Origin of the sequence: Hymenobacter caeli (assembly GCF_013294115.1) — a bacterium.
Classification (GTDB): Bacteria; Bacteroidota; Bacteroidia; order Cytophagales; family Hymenobacteraceae; genus Hymenobacter; species Hymenobacter caeli.
In genome coordinates this window covers 68,898-84,109 of sequence record NZ_JABSNP010000020.1, presented here as the reverse complement: position 1 = coordinate 84,109, position 15,212 = coordinate 68,898, and the positions used below count along the sequence as shown (strand labels likewise).

The following is a 15,212-nucleotide window of genomic DNA, read 5'->3' as shown; positions in this document are numbered from 1 at the left end:
CACAAAATGGTCCGACTGGTCGTAGCTCTATTAGAATGGCTGCTCCGACAACTAGTGGTCTGTCAAAGGTCTGTAAAAATAGTAGGGTAGAGTAGAACAGGGCCTAGCGGCGGTGCTTCTTGCTGCTTTTGTGGCTGGCCGTAGCCTTGTGCTTGGCAACCGACGACTTCTTGTGCGAAGTCACTTTCTTGGCTGCGGCCTTGTGCTTGGTTTTGGTCGCGCTGTGGTGGCTCTTGCTGCTTTTGGCGGCGCGGGCCTCCTTGGCGCGAGCGGCTTTCGACTTGGTTTTGGTTTTCGTCTTGGTGGCTTTGGTGCTGCGCTTGCTGCTGCTACGGCGGGCGGCGCGGCGCTCAGAAGCGCGCTCTTCAGCCCGGGCCTCGGCGCGGCGGGCGGACAGCCAGGCGGCGTGGCGGGCGGCGTAGGAGCGGGTGGTGTGGGCTTCGCGAGCGACAACGGCCGTCTCCTCGGGCCGGGCCTCGTCGGCGCTGGCCGTGGCGTGGGCGGTGGCGTCGTTTTCGGGCGCGGCGGTGGCGTCGTTTTCGGCGGCGGGGCGGGCCACTTCAGCGGCCTTTTTGCGGCGCACGGGCATGAGGAAATCCCGCTCGGCGCGCTCGCGCAAACTCAGGTTTTCTTCGCCGGGAAGTTTCGTTACGGGCGTCTGCGCGTGGGCCGCGCCCAGGGTCAGGACCAGGGCCGCCAGGGTTAACAACTGCTTCATAGTATAATCATTATCAGAATAGTCGAAGGGCAAAGCTAAGCGCATTCTTAGTAAGATGCAAGTCCCACACGGGGCCGGCCATGCGTCCGCTAGTCCCCGGGCCCCACCGCCCGGGGCCCCGGCACCCTGCCCCCGCTACCGCGCAATGGTGAGCCGCCGCCCCGCCGAGTTGGCCCCAAATTCGGGCGCGTACAGGCACTGCACCTGGCTCAGCCCCCCCGAAAAATTGCCGGCCTGGGCGGCCCGCAGCCGGTACTCAAACACGTGCGTACCGCGCGGCACTTCGCTTAGAAAAAAGTTGGTGGCCGCGTCGCGCGGGCTCTCGTAGTAGCCCAGGCCGTTCTGGTACCGGTAGCCGCTGAGCTGGCCGATGGGCTCGAGGCCGGCGGCGCGCTGGTCTTTGAGGTGCACGTACTCCAGGGCCTTGTCGGTGCGCAGCACGAGGCGCACCACCAAGGCGTCGCCCACCTTGAGAGGCGTGGCGGCGGTCAGTTTTTCCAGCACGGGGCCCCCGGCGGTGCGGGTTTCGCGGTAGAGCTGGCGCTCCAAGCCGAGGGGCGTGGCAGCGGGCGTAATCTGGTCGATGTCCTCGAAATACTGCCAGTACAACGCGCCCCAGGCCACGCCCGCATCGGACTTGGTGATGGTGACCTTGCCCTGCGCGGGCAGGATGTCGGCCGCCGGCCAGCTGGTTTTGAAATAGCCGGTGCCGGCCTGGGCCGCTTCGGGCCGCACGGCCTGGGCCCCCACGCTGATTTGCAGCGGCTGCGGGGCGGCCAGCCAGTCGGAGCCGCGCAGCAGCAGGGCGTAGCAGGCGTCGGCGGTGGCGCGGGTGCTGGGCCAGTGCTGGGTTTGCTTTTGGGTGAGCAGCCAGAGCTTCATTTCATCGACGGATTTCTGGTCGTTTTTCACCTCGTCGAAGGCTTCGATAAGCGTGGCCTGGGTTTCGGTGGGGGCCTCGCGCCAGTAGCAGCCACCGGTCACGTCCTTCCAATACATGCCCAGGGCAGGCGAATGCAGGGCGTTTTCGGCCAGCGCCCGCAGGATTTGCTGGGCCGCCGGGGCCCCCTTGCTCTCCCGAAACAGCGCCAGGGCCACCTGGGCTTGCAGGTAGCGCGTCTGGTCCGGCCAGAACTTGGCGGCCTGCCCGCGGTAGTAGGCGTAGGCGGGCTGGGCAGCCTTGGCCACCGGCAGGCCGGGCCAGAAGCTGCGGGCGTACAGGGCCTGGATTTGCAGGTCGCTGAGGTGATTATCGACCAGCTTCACGGCCTTTTGGCGGCGCAGCTCGGCGTAGTCGCGGGCGGTGGCGGCGTCGAGGTACGCCAGGGCGGCTTGCAGGAGGGGGCGGGCGGCGGCGTCCTGGCTGGCGTCCAGGGCCCCCAGCTTCTTCAGCTTGCCGAAGCCGGCCACGATGAGCTGGGTGAGGTAGCGGTCGGCGGGCATTTTCTCGAACCACGGGAACGCGCCATCGGGCCCCTGCATGGCCCGGAGCTTGGCCAGGGTGCGGGCGGTTTCGGTGCGCAGCCGCACGGTATCGAACAGGGTGGTGAGGCGGGCCAGGCGCTCGGTTTCGCCCTGCGCGTCGCGCACCCAGGGGGTTTCTTGCAGCAGCAGGTTTTTCAGCTCCTGGTTTTGGCTGAGCTTGCTTTCCAGGGCGTTGCGCTGGGCAGCGGTGCCGCTTTGCGCCTGGCGCGTCCACTCGGCCAGCACGGCTTTGAAGCGGGGGTTGGACCGCAGGATTTGGGCCGCCAACACGTTGGCGTACAGCCGGTCGAAGGTTTGCTCGGAGCACTCGTAGGGGTACTCCATCAGGTAGGGCAGGCTCTGCACGGCGTACCAGGCGGGGTTGGCCGTCATTTCCAGCGTGAGGGAGTAGTTGCGGCGGGTGGGCGAGGCGGTGCTGGTCAGCTTCTTCAACTCGAAGGTGCGGGTGCCGGGGCCCACGATGGGCAGCGGCAGGCTCTCGGTGACGAGGATGCGGTTGGGCAGCACGGGCAACGTGTTTTCCTCGCCGTCAGAGAACCTCACCCCCGACCCCTCTCCCGCGGAGAGGGGGGCCTGACGATTTTTCTTTTTGGTGCTTTTGTCTTGGCTCTTGGTTCTGAGTTCTTGGCTCTCCGCCTGCGCCACTACCCGGTACGTCACGGCCACCGGCGCAAAATCCGCCGGTAGGCTGATATCCCAGCCCAGGGCGGCGCTCTGGTGGGCCCCGGCGGCCACGGGCTGTTGCGCGGGGCCCCGCAGCAGCTGGGCGGTGAGGTCCTGGCCGGTGGCGGCGTCGAGTAGGAAGAGCTGGGCCGTGCCGCGGGTGGCGTGGTCGGTCAGGTTTGAGAACTTGGCGGGGAAGGTGAACGTGTCGCCCTGGCGCAGGAAGCGCGGGGCGTTGGGCGTAAGCTGGATTTCCTTTTGGGTGACGAGCTGCCGGGCCAGCTGGCCCACGTGCAGGTTGCGGTCGTGGGCCAGGGCCAGCAGCTGCCAGCGCGTCACGGCCTCCGGCATCTGGAATTCGAGCACCACGTCGCCGTTTTTATCGGTGCGCAGGGCCGGCTCCCACAAGGCCGTTTCGCGGAAGTCGGTGCGGGTGGGCACAGTTGAGAGGTCGGGCTGGGCAGGTTGCCGAACAGCTGTATCTGCCCTTACTTCCTCATCTCTTTTGATAACAGGGGGTGTAAACTTTGCAACTGCCATTCTAGCTGGCGCAGAAGCCATTGCTCCATCTGCATTGGCCATTGCACGTACACGCATCCGCGGCGACGAACCTGGTGTAGCATTTTTATCCTGCAACTCCTCTTGGTCCGGCACTTCATCCAAATGCCGTTGCCAGTCATTCAACTCAGGGTAATTAACATCTTTCGGCCCTGGCCCATCGTTCGTTGTAGCGTAGGAATTTGACGTCAACTCTCCAAACTCTCCTTCCCACCCAAACCGCGCCTCATACCCACCATCGCCAAAATCCAACCCCTGAAAGCTGTGCGGCCGGAACACGTCCAGGCTCTGGTCGTAGAGGGTCGCCAGCAGCTCGGCATCGGCTGCTTTGCCACCGGCTTGGTGAATGGCGATGCGCCAGGTTTCCTTTTGGCCAGGCTGGAGCTTGTCGCGGAAGGTGCTGATGGTGAGCTGCAACGGCTGCGGCTTTTCGGTTACCTGCACGGTGGCGTCGTGGCGGTAGAGGCGGTTAGCGCGCACCTGCGTGGTGTGGATGTACAGGGGCCCCGGGGCCCCGGCCGGGCCGCTTTCCACGGCCACGCGGCGCTGCTCGCCGGCGCGCAGCGTCAGCCACTCCTGGCGCAGAAGCTGGCCGCCGCGCTCCACTTCGAGCAGGATGCGGGCCTCGGCCTCGCTGCTGCCCAGCAGGATGGCGGTGGCCTGGCCGGGGGCCACGGTGTCGGCCAGCGCCACAAACCAGTCGGGCGTGGCGAAGGGCACGGTGGGGGCCCCGGCGTCGTAGAGCGTGAAGTCGTGCCGCGCCCGCGCCGAGTCGCGGCCAGCGGCCCGGGCTTCGAGGCGGTAGCGGCCGGTGGGCAGGGCCCCCAGGGCGGCGCTCAGGTCGAGGGCGGGGCTGGCTTTGGTGTCGAAGGCGAGGGTTTTGACCAGCTCCGGCGCGGCTTCGTTGGCGGGCGTTTCGGGCGCGGGGCCGGGCACACCGGCCGGGTTGGGGCGGTAGTGCAGGGCCAGCAGGCGCAGCGTGCCGGCGGCGGGCAGCGGCTCGCCGGTGGCGTTGGTGCCCAGCAGCCGGAAGGTGGGCAGGCGCTGCTTATCGGCCATTTCGGGGCCCGTGATGCTGAGGCTGAGCGGGTTGCGGCCGATGGGGAAGCCGCGGGTGGCGCTGCGGGTTTCGCCGGCCGCATCGGTCACGTCGGCCGTCACTTCGAACAAGTAGCCCGGCTCCCAGCCGCGCCGGCCGGCCCGTGGGGCCCCCAGCGGCGGCGTGAACGTGAGGCTAAAGCGGCCCTCGGCGTCGGTGGTGGCGGTGCCGTGGGCAATTTCCTGAGTGCCGCCGCGGTTGGGCGGGTACATGCCGCGCCCAAAACCGCCGTCAAACAGCTCGTACAGCTCGCGGCGCGTGACGCGGTACTGCACCGTGGCCCCGTCGGTGGCCTGCCCGGCGTAGGCGCGGGCGCGGCCACTCACGGCCAGCGGCTGGCCCAGCTGCGGCCGGCCGGGCACCGAGTCGAGCTGCACGTAGAAGGTGGGCCGCTTGTAGTCTTCCACGGCGAGTTGAACGCCGTTGTCATCCGTCTGCAACGTCATTACGCCGTTGAGCAGGCCGGTGGGCAACACTAATGAGCCGTTGAAACTGCCGAAGTCGGACGTTGTGAACGAGAGTGTTTGGACGGTTTGACCGTTCACGTCCACTAACCGCACACTTGCCGACTGGCCGATTAGTAGGTCGGCCTTACCGCGGAGCACCTGCGTGAGAATACCCTTGAAATACACCGTTTGCCCCGGCCGGTAAATGGCGCGGTCAGTAAAAAGGAAGGTGCGGCGGGCGGGTTGTTCAACAACAGGTTTGTTAGAAATGGCATATTGCTCGTTTTCTATATTTACCAGAAGGGTATCACGGCCTTGCCAAACTTGCGCTGTGGCCAGGCGTTCTTGCCCTAGCTGCGCCGTTGGTCGTGCTGGCGCAGGTACTGCTATTTCGCCGGCAGCAGTAGCTTTTGTTTTTTCTCCCAAACGAATATTGGTTCGAGATTTGGGACGGTCGTAAGCTTGGTACACGCCTCGCGCCGTGGTGTTCGCTAGTAAGGCCCCGCTCTGCCGGTTCAGCAGCAATAGCGTTGTGACACCCGTTCGCTCATTTACCCGTTTTACAGCACTCAATTCGCTCGCACCTACGAACGCATAAGCCGTTACAGTACCCGCCTGCGCCGATGGAGCCGCCGCATCGGTAGAGAGCCGGGCCTTGTTGCTCAGCAGCACCAGGTAATACCCCGCTGGCAGCACTGGCCCGGTTGCCGGTATTTTTTGGTCTTTGTAATTGCGCGGGTGCGCGGGCACTAGCACGGCCCAAGTAGCCGTGGGCGCAGCTTTCAGGGCCCGGGCGTACTGTTTCGCAAGTGGCCGCTCATCGTAATCGCCCGATTCTTCCCACTCCTTCAACGCGATGCGGTAGGCCCAGGCGTGCAGCGTGGTGAGGTTGCGGGCCGTCACGTCGAGCCGCCAGGCTTGGCCGGGCACCACGATTTCGGCGGCGGAAAAGGTTAGCTCCGGCCGCTCAATCTGTTCGTGCAGGGCCCGGGCGCGGGCGGCACCGCGCGACTTGGGGAACCGGGCTTCGGCGGCCCGCGCCAGGGCCACGGCGGCCACCGGGGTGCTGTCGCGCGCAGCCTCGGCCTGGCGCGCCATGAATTCGGTGCTGAGGGGCAGCGCTTTATAGGCTTCGGCGAGGCGGGCCAGGGCGGGGGCGTATTGGTCGGCGAGGTCGGTGTTTTGGGTGAGGGTGTGCAGGTAATCGAGGCGCTGCAGGTCCACGGCGGCCAGGGCCCCGGGGTGGGCGGCGGCCAGCGGCAGGCGGGCGGCGGTGAGGCGCTGCAACAGGCGCAGCGCCAGCAGCGGGCCGTTCAGCGAGTCGGCGGCCGGGGCCCCCAGCTTCAGTGCGGCAAACTCCGCGGCGCTGCCGAACAGCTTAGGATCAGCTACTTGAAATTGCTGCTCGGGCCGGGAGATGTACAGCTCCTGGTTCTGGAGGCCGGCGATGGCGCGCTGGGCCAGCAGGTCGTACAGCGTGGGGCGCAGAGCCCGGCCCTCGGCGTCGCCGCCGGTGGCCAGGTCGCCGAGGTCCACCAGCGTGGTTTTGAGCTGGCGGGCGGGCTCGTCTTCTACCGACTGGAAGTAGTGCCGCACGATGGCCGCGCCGAGCCGGGGGGCGTCCCAGGTGGCGAGGGTGGTGCCGCCGTCGGCCGCGCCGGGCGTGGCAGTGTCGGCGGTGGGCGCGGCCCCGGCGGTGCGCTGGTAGAGCTGGTAGCGGTGCTGGTTGTAGTAGTCGGCGTAGAGGCCGGCCAGCAGCGAGTGCAGCACGGGCCGGGCCGGAAACTGCGCCGTTTTCAGGTCGGCTTCGAGCAGGGCAATGGCCTTCTCGTCGGCGTCGTTTTCCTTGTTTTCCAGCAGCCGAATTTTATAAAGCAGGGCCCGCACGTAGGCGGGGGCGTTGTTTTCGCGCCGGGCCTGCTGGTAGATTTTTTCGATGAGCGGCGCGGCGGTGGCGGTCTGCTCCTTTTGCAGCAAAGCATCGATTTTCTTCCACTGCGCGGCCAACGGGCCGGGCCCCGGACCAGAGGCGGCGCGGTCGGCGGTAAAAGTCAGCAGCAACAGCAGGCAGGCAAGCAGGAAGAAGCGCATGGGCGGCGGTGGGTTGGGGCCCTAAAGATGCCGGAAGGGGTCAGATTGCACACGGCAGCCGCCAGTTATTTATGCGGCACGCCCTTGTGCCCCAGGCGGCGCTTGGTTTTGGCTGCGGGGCCCCGGGGCCAGACCGTCAAGCGCCGCTTGGCGGGCGCGCTCCGGGCCTACTTGTCGGCCACGATGGCCAGCGCGCGCTCGGCCTGGGCGGCGTGGCGCTGCAAGTGCACCACGAGGTACTCCAGCTGGTCTACCAGGCGCAGGCGCAGCGGCGAGAACAGCGGGTACGGGATGCGCACCGCGTTGGCGTTCACCTGGCGGGCCTTCAGCACGAGGCTCAGCAGCTCGTCGAGCTGGCGGCTGTACACCTCCGTGACGGTGCGGGTGAGGCGGGTGCCGGTGGGGGCGTAGCGCTGGGGCGTGGTACGGGGCTTGGCGGCAGCCGGAACGCGCAGGTCGGCCACCAGGCGGGCCCCCAGCCAGCCGTGCTTCACGAAGGGCGCGGGCGTGCTGCCCCGCTCCTGGGCCCGGCGCAGGCGGGCGGCCACAACGGGCAAAAAGTAACCGCCCACGATGTTCAGGTGCTCCAGGCACTCGCCCACGCTCCAGGGCCCGGGCCCCGGGCCGGGGCGACGGTTCAGCACGTCGGGGGCCAGGGGCCGGAACCGCTTTTGGGCCTGTACCCGCAACACCAGCAGGGCGTTGGTGAGGTCGTCGAAGAAGTCGGTGGTGGCACGGGCGGGCGCGGGCATACGCAGGGAGACGCTGACGGGAGCGTAATATTACGGCCATCCGCCCGGTTCGGGGCGGTGGGTCCCCAAACGCGGGCCCCGGCCTATCTTGCCCCATGCTACAAACCTCACGCGCCCGTTTCGTTGGCCGGGCGGCGGGCCTGGCCCTGGCGGCGGTGCTGCTGGCCGCCGCCGGCCGCGCCCAGCCCGTGCCCAACCCCGGCGAGCGCATCGCTGACCTCATCACCTTCGGGGCCCAGGCCAGCCCCGCCTGGGGCGACGACGACCATTCGCAGACGTTCTTTTTCCTGATGCCCGAGGGCCAGCGCGACCCGGTGTACATCCGCATCTGGGACCCGGACTGCGGCGGCAAAAACGACGATTTGAAGGGCGGGGCCGACACGCGCACGGAGTTCAGCCTGTACGGCGGGCCCGGCACGTTCAGCGGGGCCCAGGCCCGCGACCCGCGCCCCACCAGCCCCGTGCCGCCCGGCCGCCTGCTCCAGCGCCAGGTATTTGGGGCCGAGGCCCGCTACGACGGCCAGTGGTACACTTTCGGGCCCCTCAACCCGCTGGAGGCCGAGCCGGCCCCCGAGTTCCAGGGGCGCGTATTCAAGGTGGTGGCCCGGGGCCTGAGCGGCAACGACGGCAACGTGTACCGCTACTTTTTCAGCACCAGCGGCGTGCAAAACCAGGCCGTGGAGGGCGGCAACGCCTTCACCTACGAGTACTGCTTCCGCCTGCCCCCCACCAACCACCAGGCCACCGTGCACCTCTACCCGTTCGTGGGCAAGGGGGTCATCAGCATCAAGCAAAGCAATTTCGACATGGACGCCGGGGCCAAAATGGCGGTGTTCAGCGTGGCGAAAAACGGCCAGCCGGCCGCCGTGAGCGGCGACGGCGTGTGGGCCAGCAGCGTGCTGCCCGTGCTGCCCGCCGAGCACGGCCTCAGCCTTGATTTTCGCCTCACCTCCGTGGCCAAAAACCCCAACGACCTGGTGTTCTACGTCACCGACCAGTACGAAAAAGCGCTGCCGTTCTTCGCCATCCCCCTCGGCGGCCCGCCCAAGTACCGCTACGACGTGGACGTAAAAATCCACCGCTAGTCACGGGGCTTGGCTAAAAGGGGCTCAGTTAAAAGCTAAAAGTGAGGAGTTAAAACGGAGTGGTCCGGCGACTTTTTCCGTCGTCGGGCCACTCTTACCAAGCCCCGGGGCTGCTGTTTTTTAGTAAGAGTGGCCCGACGAAGCCCTTCGGGCAATTCGCCGGACCACTCCGTTTTAATCCACCTCCAAAGTTAAAAGTGAGGAGTTCAAAACACGTGGCTGTTTTTAACTCCTCACTTTTAACTGAGCCCCCGGGCTACTCGTCGGCGGCTCCGTCGCGGCCGGCGTTGCGGTGCGGGGCCGTGTCGGCTTGCTCGTCGGGCGCACCGGCGGGCCGGTCGTTTTCCTGGGCGGCGGGCCCGCTGTTTTCAGCTTCGCGCTCCTGGCGGGTGTAGTCGCCCTGGGCCGGCGAGCCGCCGGTGGCCCCGGGCTGCCCCGCCGCGTACTGGTCATCGTACGAGCCCCCCGGCGAACCGAAGCCCGCGTGGTTGGCCTGCTGCGCGGCGTTGGGGTGCTGGCCGAAGCCGCTGCGCTCGCCGCCGGTGTTGTAGTCGGGGCGTTCGGGGGCGTCTTCGCGGCCCCGGTCGCCGTAGCCTTCGCCCGCGGCCGGCTGAGTAGCGGTGCTGCCGGTAGCCGGGGGTGCGGGGGCCGCGCCCGTCGCCGCCGAGCCGCCGGGGCCGTTGGCCGACCCTTGGTTGTCGTAGCCGCCGCGCGAGGAGCGGTCGTCTTCGCCCTGGTTGCGCCGGGGCACGTCGGAGGCGGCGGCCGTGGGCGCGGGGGCCCCGCCGCCCAGCGAGGTGCGGCCGTAATCGGCGGCGTAGCCGGGGCCCTGGCCGGGGCCGGCGCTGTTGTCGTTTTGCTGGTTGGCGCGGGCGTCGGCGCGGCCGGGCAGGTTGCGGGTGTCGTGCTGGTTGCCGCGGCCGTCGGGGCCGGGCGTTTCGGGGCCCGGCGCGGGGGGCAGGTCGGGGCCGGTGGGGTTGGCGTGGGCCAGCTGGGCGGCGTCCTGCACGTAGGAGTTGTGCTGGGGCCCGGGCTCGCCGGGGCCGCCGTAATAGCGGTCTTCGGCCGAGTTGTGGGGCTCGTAGTCGGCTTCGCGGTTTTGGTTGCCGTAGCCGCCGTGGGTATTGTGCGTGCCCTGGCGGCCAAACTCGCCCCGGCTGGCATCGGCCCGCTGGTTGTCGAGGCGGCCCGCGTCGCCGGCCACGTCCTGGGTGTCGTTGCCGAAGTTGCCGCCATAGACGTTGGTGTTCCCGGCCGCCGCCGGGCCGCTGGATTCGGGTTCGAGGTCGGCGGGGTTGGCCTCCTTGTTTTCCTGCTCGTCGCGGTCGTCCACGCCGCCCTGGCCCACGCTCGTCTCCGCGTCCACGAGCTGCTCGCTGGTGGGCGGGGCGGGCGTGCCCACCGGCGGCGCGGTGCTGGCGGCCGTGTTGCCCACGGGCCCGCCCAGCCGGTTGCCGGCGATGTCGTTTGGTTCGGTGTTGAGGTTTTCCGTGCTCATGGGGCGAAGAATTGGGGTGGGAAAAAGCGGCCAGGTGGCCCCAACTATACGCGCCCCCCGGGCCACGGTTGGGCCAAGCCGCGCCGCGTTCCGGCCCGGGCCGTATTTTTGCCGACCATTCTTCGCTTTACTTCTCGCTTCCCCGCTCATGGAAACCGGTACCGTCAAATTTTACAACGACGCCAAAGGCTTCGGCTTCATCATCCTCGACGGCACGGAGGAGGAGATTTTCGTGCACCAAACCGGCCTCATCCACGAAATTCAGGACGGCGACCGGGTGCAGTTCGGCATCAAAGCCGGCAAAAAAGGCCCCAATGCCGTCGAGGTCACCCGCATCGTATAAAGCAGCAAGGGGCCCCGCGGGCGGCGCTCCGCCCCTACTGCTTGCCGGCCACGGCCGGGTGCTTGGCCACGCGCACGCCCACGGCCATCAGGCCGGGCAGCTGGTCCTGGCGCATGAACTGCTCCAGGGTGAGGGTGTAGCTACCGGGCCGGGCAAAGCGCTGGCGCGGCAGGGCCAGGATTTGGTGGTCGTAGATGTCGCCGGTGCCGCTGCCGCGGGGCTCGCCGGTTTTGGGGTCCATCAGCAGCATTTGATGCAGCAGCGGGGGCCCCACCGGGCCGGCCGGGCCCGCCAGGGTGGCCTTCACGTAGAGGTTGTAGAAGGGGTAGGCCGAGGCGTTGCGTACGTCAAAGTACACGTCGTAGCGGGCCGCCGTGTCGGCAATGGCAAACGTGAACGCCGGCTTGCGCTGCACGTCCCACGAGTTGCTGGGGAAGTCAATGTTCTGCTCGAACACGCGGTTGGGGTCGCAGCCGGCCAGGGCCAACAGCCCCAGCACGGCCCCGGCGGCCCACGGTTTCATCAATTTTTTCAACGTAAAGGCGCGTCGCGTCATCGGGTTCACAAAAGCTTACGCGCCAGCCGGCGCGGGGGTGGGACCGGCCCCGGCGTTGCCGGAGCTTTCGCCGCCGCGGCCCCCCCGGCCGCGGCCGCGCCCGCTCCGCCCCTCGCGGGGGGGGCCGGCTTCGCCCGGCGGGCGGGCGGGGGCGTCGGGGTTGCGGCGGGGGCCCTCGGGCCGCTCGGCGCGGGGCGGGCGGTTGCCGTCGGGGCGGCGGTCGGCCCCGGCCTCGCCTTCGGGGCGGGGGGCGTCGGGGCGTCCGCCCTCGGCGCGGCCCCGGCCGTTGCGGCGGTTGAGGGGGCGGGCGGCGGCCCCGCGGCGGCCCCGCTGCTCGGGAGCGGCGTCGGGGGCAGCCGCGTCGCGGGCCGGTGGGGTGGCCCCATCGCCGGCCGGAGCAGCGGCGTCGGCCGGGGCGGAGCGGCGGTCAACGGCCCCTAAGCGGGGCTCGCGCGGTTCCCGGGGCTCGCGCTTTTCCTGGGGCTCGCGCAGTTCCCGGGGTTCGCGGGCGGAGCGCTCGGCGCGGGGCGCGGCGGCGGTATCGGAGCCTTCGGGGCCCTTGCCTTTTTTGCGCTTGCTGCGCTTGCCGCTGGTTTTAATCTGGTCGTCGAGGCGGTCGAGCGAGCCTTCCACAATGGCCGATACTTCGGGCTCGGGGGCTTCCTCGCGGGGCGGCAGCAGGCTTTCGATTTTCTCGCCGCGCTTGTTCATCTCGAGCAATTCGCGCACGCGGGCCGCTTCCAGCATCACCCAGTTGTTGTCGCCCTTGATGGCGAACCACATGCGGCGGCGGAAGATGTCGGTTTTCTGCAAGAAGGCCTCGCCCCGGGTGGTTTGCAGCGGGCGCTGCACCTGCGGAATGTCCTTCAGCGCGTCGAGGTAGGCGTCCAGCTCGTAGTTGAGGCAGCACTTGAGGCGGCCGCACTGGCCGGCCAGCTTCTGGGGGTTCAGGCTCAGGTTCTGGTAGCGGGCGGCGGTGGTACTCACCGTTTTAAAGTCGGTGAGCCAGGTCGAGCAGCACAGCTCGCGCCCGCAGATGCCGATGCCGCCGATGCGGCCGGCCTCCTGGCGCAGCGAAATCTGGCGCATCTCCACCCGCACCCGAAACTCGTCGGCCAGCCGCCGAATCAGCTCCCGGAAGTCCACCCGGTCTTCGGCCGAGTAAAAGAACAGGGCCTTGGTGCGGTCGGCCTGGTACTCCACGTCGCTCAGCTTCATGCGCAGGCGCAGCTCGCCCACCATGGCCCGGGCCCGGAACATGGTGCCGTTTTCGAGGTCGCGCACGGCCTGCCAGCGCTCCTCGTCGTCGGGTGTGGCCACGCGCAAAATGTTGCGGATGTCTTTGGCGTCGGGGGCCACCTTCTTTTTGCGCATTTGCAGGCGCACCAGCTCGCCCTTGAGCGAGACGTGGCCCAGGTGCCAGCCGCTGCCGGCGGCCTCCACCACCACGGCGTCGCCCGTCACGAGGGGCAGGCGGCTGGCGTTGCGAAAGAACTCTTTGCGGCCGCCCTTGAAGCGGATTTCCACGATGTCGAAGCCCGCAAACGAGTCGGGCACGTCCACGTCGGCCAGCCAATCGAAAACGTTGAGGCGGGTGCAGCCACTGCTACAGCCCCCTTTAGAGCCGCAGCCGCCTACCTTGCTGGTAGAGCAGCCGCCGCCGGAGGAACAAGTTGAACAAGCCATGAGGCCAAGGGGATATATATCGTGAGGCGGCGCTTTGTCCGGGCCGCAGAGAATTCGGAATCCAGCAAAGATAGCCGTTTCGGGAGGGCGGCGGGCCCCGCTCCCACCGGGGCCCCAGGACCCGCCCCCGGCACTATCTTTAGCTTTATTCCAAGCAGCCACCTAACCGCTACGACCATGCGCCTCGCCGAAATTCCTACCGACTTGTTCACCCTGCGCGGCGACGTGCTAACGGGGATGTCAGAGGCCGATTTCTTCCGGTTCTGTCAGGCCAACCCTAACCTTCAGATTGAGCGCACCGCCGCCCAGGAAATCATCATCATGCCCCCCGCCTACCCCGACTCCAGCGAATCTACCAGCGAAATCAACGGCCAACTCTGGCTTTGGAACCGCCAAGCCCGCTCTGGCCACACCTACGAGTCGTCGGCCGGGTTTCGGCTGCCCAATAAGGCCGTGCGGGCCCCCGACGTGGCCTGGCTGAGCACGGCCCGCCGCGCCACTGCCCTGGCCGCCAACACCGAAACGGGCTTCTTCCCCACCTGCCCCGAGTTCGTGGTCGAAGTAAAATCCCCGTCCGACACGCTGCGCGACCTCCAGGCCAAAATGGAGGAATATCTGGCCAACGGGGCCCTGCTCGGCTTTTTGCTCGACACCGAAGCTGCCACGGCCTACGTGTACCGCCCCGGCCAGCCCGTCGAAACCCTCAGCGGCTTCGACCGCGAGTTGAGCGGCGAACCGGTGCTGCCCGGCTTCCGCCTCGACTTGCGGCCGCTGAGGAAAAGTTAAGAGTTAAAAGTTAAAAAAGCCCGCTTGACGATTCAAGCGGGCCTTTTTTAACTTTTAACTCTCAATTTTTAACTGAAATTCTCACGGCTTCAGCACCACCTTCACGCAGTTCTCCTTCTTGTTGCGGAAGATGTCGTAGCCGTGGGCGGCGTCGGCCAGGGGCAGGTGGTGGGTGATGATGTCGTCGAGCTGCACCTTGCCGTCGATGACGTACTGGAGGAGCTTGTCGATGTGCTTCTGGGCCGGGGCCTGGCCGCCGCGGATGGTGATGCCCTTGTCGAAAAACTGGCCCACCGGGAAGTTATCGAACGGCGTGGCGTACACGCCCACCACCGACACGATGCCGCCGCGGCGCACGGCGCTCAGGCAGGTTTCAATGATTTTGGGCGAGCCCTTTTCCAGGTTCAGCACGGCCTTGGCGCGGTCGGCGAGGCTGCGGTCGGGCTCGAAGCCCACGGCGTCCACGCACACCTCGGCCCCGCGGCCGCTCGTCATGTCGCGGATTTGCTTCACCACGTCGTCGTGGCTTTCCCAGAGGATGGTTTCCACGCTGGCCGATTTCTTGGCCATGTCGAGGCGGTACTGGAGCGTGTCGACGATAACCACGCGGGCCGCGCCGCGCAGCCAGGCACTTTTGGCGGCCATGATGCCCACGGGGCCCGCCCCGAAAATGGCCACCGTTTCGCCGCCGCTCACGTTGCCCCAGTCGATGGCCGAGTAGCCGGTGGGGAAAATATCGGTCAGGAACAGGGCCTGGTCGTCGGTGAGCGAGTCGGGAATGACGCGGGGGCCGTAGTCGGCGTAGGGCACGCGCACGTACTCGGCCTGGCCGCCGTTGTAGCCGCCGTACAGGTCGGTGTAGCCGAACAGGGCCCCGCCTTTTTCGGTCAGCAGGCCGCCCTCGGGGCCGTAGTGGTCGGGGTTGGAGTTTTCGCAGTGGCCGGGCAGGTCGTGGTTGCAGAAAAAGCAGGTGCCGCAGGCAATGGGGAAGGGCACCACCACCCGGTCGCCCACCTTCAGCTTGCCGCCCACGCCCCGGCCCACCTCCTCCACGATGCCCATGAACTCGTGGCCGAGCACCATCGGCCGCGGCTGGGGCAGGCTGCCGTTGTAAATGTGCAGGTCCGAGCCGCAAATGGCCGTGCTCGTCACGCGGATGATGGCGTCGCGCCCATCCTCGATTTTAGGGTCTTCGACGGTATCGACGCGCACGTCTTTCATACCGTGGTACACAAGCGCTTGCATGGAAACGGGGTTGGGTTGGCGGGGAAAAGGACAGGATTTCTCCCCGGCCAACGGCCCGTTTTGCGCAAGGGTTACTAGGGCCCAGCTTCTGCTTGGCTGTTGGCTACCGGCTGTTAGCTTTTTTCTCTCAGCTTACGGCCACATCCGTCTATAAAAGCTAACAGCTAACAGCCAGCAGCTAATAGCTAGAGTGGCATGACA

The 15,212-nt window shown here is 67.5% G+C and carries 10 protein-coding genes; 3 read left to right on the top strand and 7 right to left on the bottom strand.

Going from position 1 to position 15,212, the window contains the following annotated elements; all coding sequences use genetic code 11:
• Positions 1-103: 103 nt before the first annotated feature.
• From HNP98_RS17960 to HNP98_RS17950, 3 genes are all read right to left on the bottom strand, one after another.
• Positions 104-718, bottom strand: a complete 615-nt coding sequence (locus HNP98_RS17960) for a hypothetical protein (RefSeq protein WP_173811558.1) — start codon at positions 716-718, stop codon at positions 104-106.
• 135 nt (positions 719-853) lie between these two features.
• Complete coding sequence (locus HNP98_RS17955; RefSeq protein ID WP_173811557.1) at positions 854-7,060, bottom strand: alpha-2-macroglobulin family protein; 6,207 nt, start codon at positions 7,058-7,060, stop codon at positions 854-856.
• 167 nt (positions 7,061-7,227) lie between these two features.
• Positions 7,228-7,812 carry a DinB family protein gene (locus HNP98_RS17950; protein WP_173811556.1) on the bottom strand — a complete coding sequence of 195 codons (585 nt, stop codon included), beginning with the start codon at positions 7,810-7,812 and terminating at the stop codon, positions 7,228-7,230.
• Between the two features lie 95 nt (positions 7,813-7,907).
• On the opposite strand from HNP98_RS17950, the gene HNP98_RS17945 reads away from it, so the two are divergent.
• Positions 7,908-8,897, top strand: coding sequence for a hypothetical protein (locus HNP98_RS17945; RefSeq protein WP_173811555.1), 990 nt, complete (start codon positions 7,908-7,910; stop codon positions 8,895-8,897).
• Between the two features lie 256 nt (positions 8,898-9,153).
• Here HNP98_RS17945 and HNP98_RS17940 read toward each other — a convergent pair whose 3' ends face one another.
• On the bottom strand, positions 9,154-10,395 hold the full coding sequence (locus HNP98_RS17940) for a hypothetical protein (RefSeq protein ID WP_173811554.1): 1,242 nt from the start codon (positions 10,393-10,395) through the stop codon (positions 9,154-9,156).
• A gap of 148 nt (positions 10,396-10,543) precedes the next feature.
• Between HNP98_RS17940 and HNP98_RS17935 the strand changes: the two genes are divergently transcribed.
• Positions 10,544-10,738, top strand: a complete 195-nt coding sequence (locus HNP98_RS17935) for a cold-shock protein (protein WP_173811553.1) — start codon at positions 10,544-10,546, stop codon at positions 10,736-10,738.
• A gap of 34 nt (positions 10,739-10,772) precedes the next feature.
• Here the strand turns inward: HNP98_RS17935 and HNP98_RS17930 are convergent, their stop codons facing one another.
• Positions 10,773-11,261, bottom strand: coding sequence for a gliding motility lipoprotein GldH (locus tag HNP98_RS17930; protein WP_173811552.1), 489 nt, complete (start codon positions 11,259-11,261; stop codon positions 10,773-10,775).
• Between the two features lie 48 nt (positions 11,262-11,309).
• Positions 11,310-12,980, bottom strand: a complete 1,671-nt coding sequence (gene ricT, locus HNP98_RS17925) for a regulatory iron-sulfur-containing complex subunit RicT (RefSeq protein ID WP_173811551.1) — start codon at positions 12,978-12,980, stop codon at positions 11,310-11,312.
• A gap of 177 nt (positions 12,981-13,157) precedes the next feature.
• Here ricT and HNP98_RS17920 point away from each other — a divergent pair, with 177 nt between their 5' ends.
• A complete protein-coding gene (locus HNP98_RS17920; protein WP_217425825.1) occupies positions 13,158-13,766 on the top strand; it encodes a Uma2 family endonuclease in 609 nt (202 codons plus the stop codon).
• Between the two features lie 81 nt (positions 13,767-13,847).
• On the opposite strand, the gene HNP98_RS17915 is transcribed toward HNP98_RS17920, so the two are convergent.
• Positions 13,848-15,011, bottom strand: a complete 1,164-nt coding sequence (locus HNP98_RS17915; protein ID WP_173811550.1) for a zinc-dependent alcohol dehydrogenase — start codon at positions 15,009-15,011, stop codon at positions 13,848-13,850.
• Between the last annotated feature and the right edge of the window lie 201 nt (positions 15,012-15,212).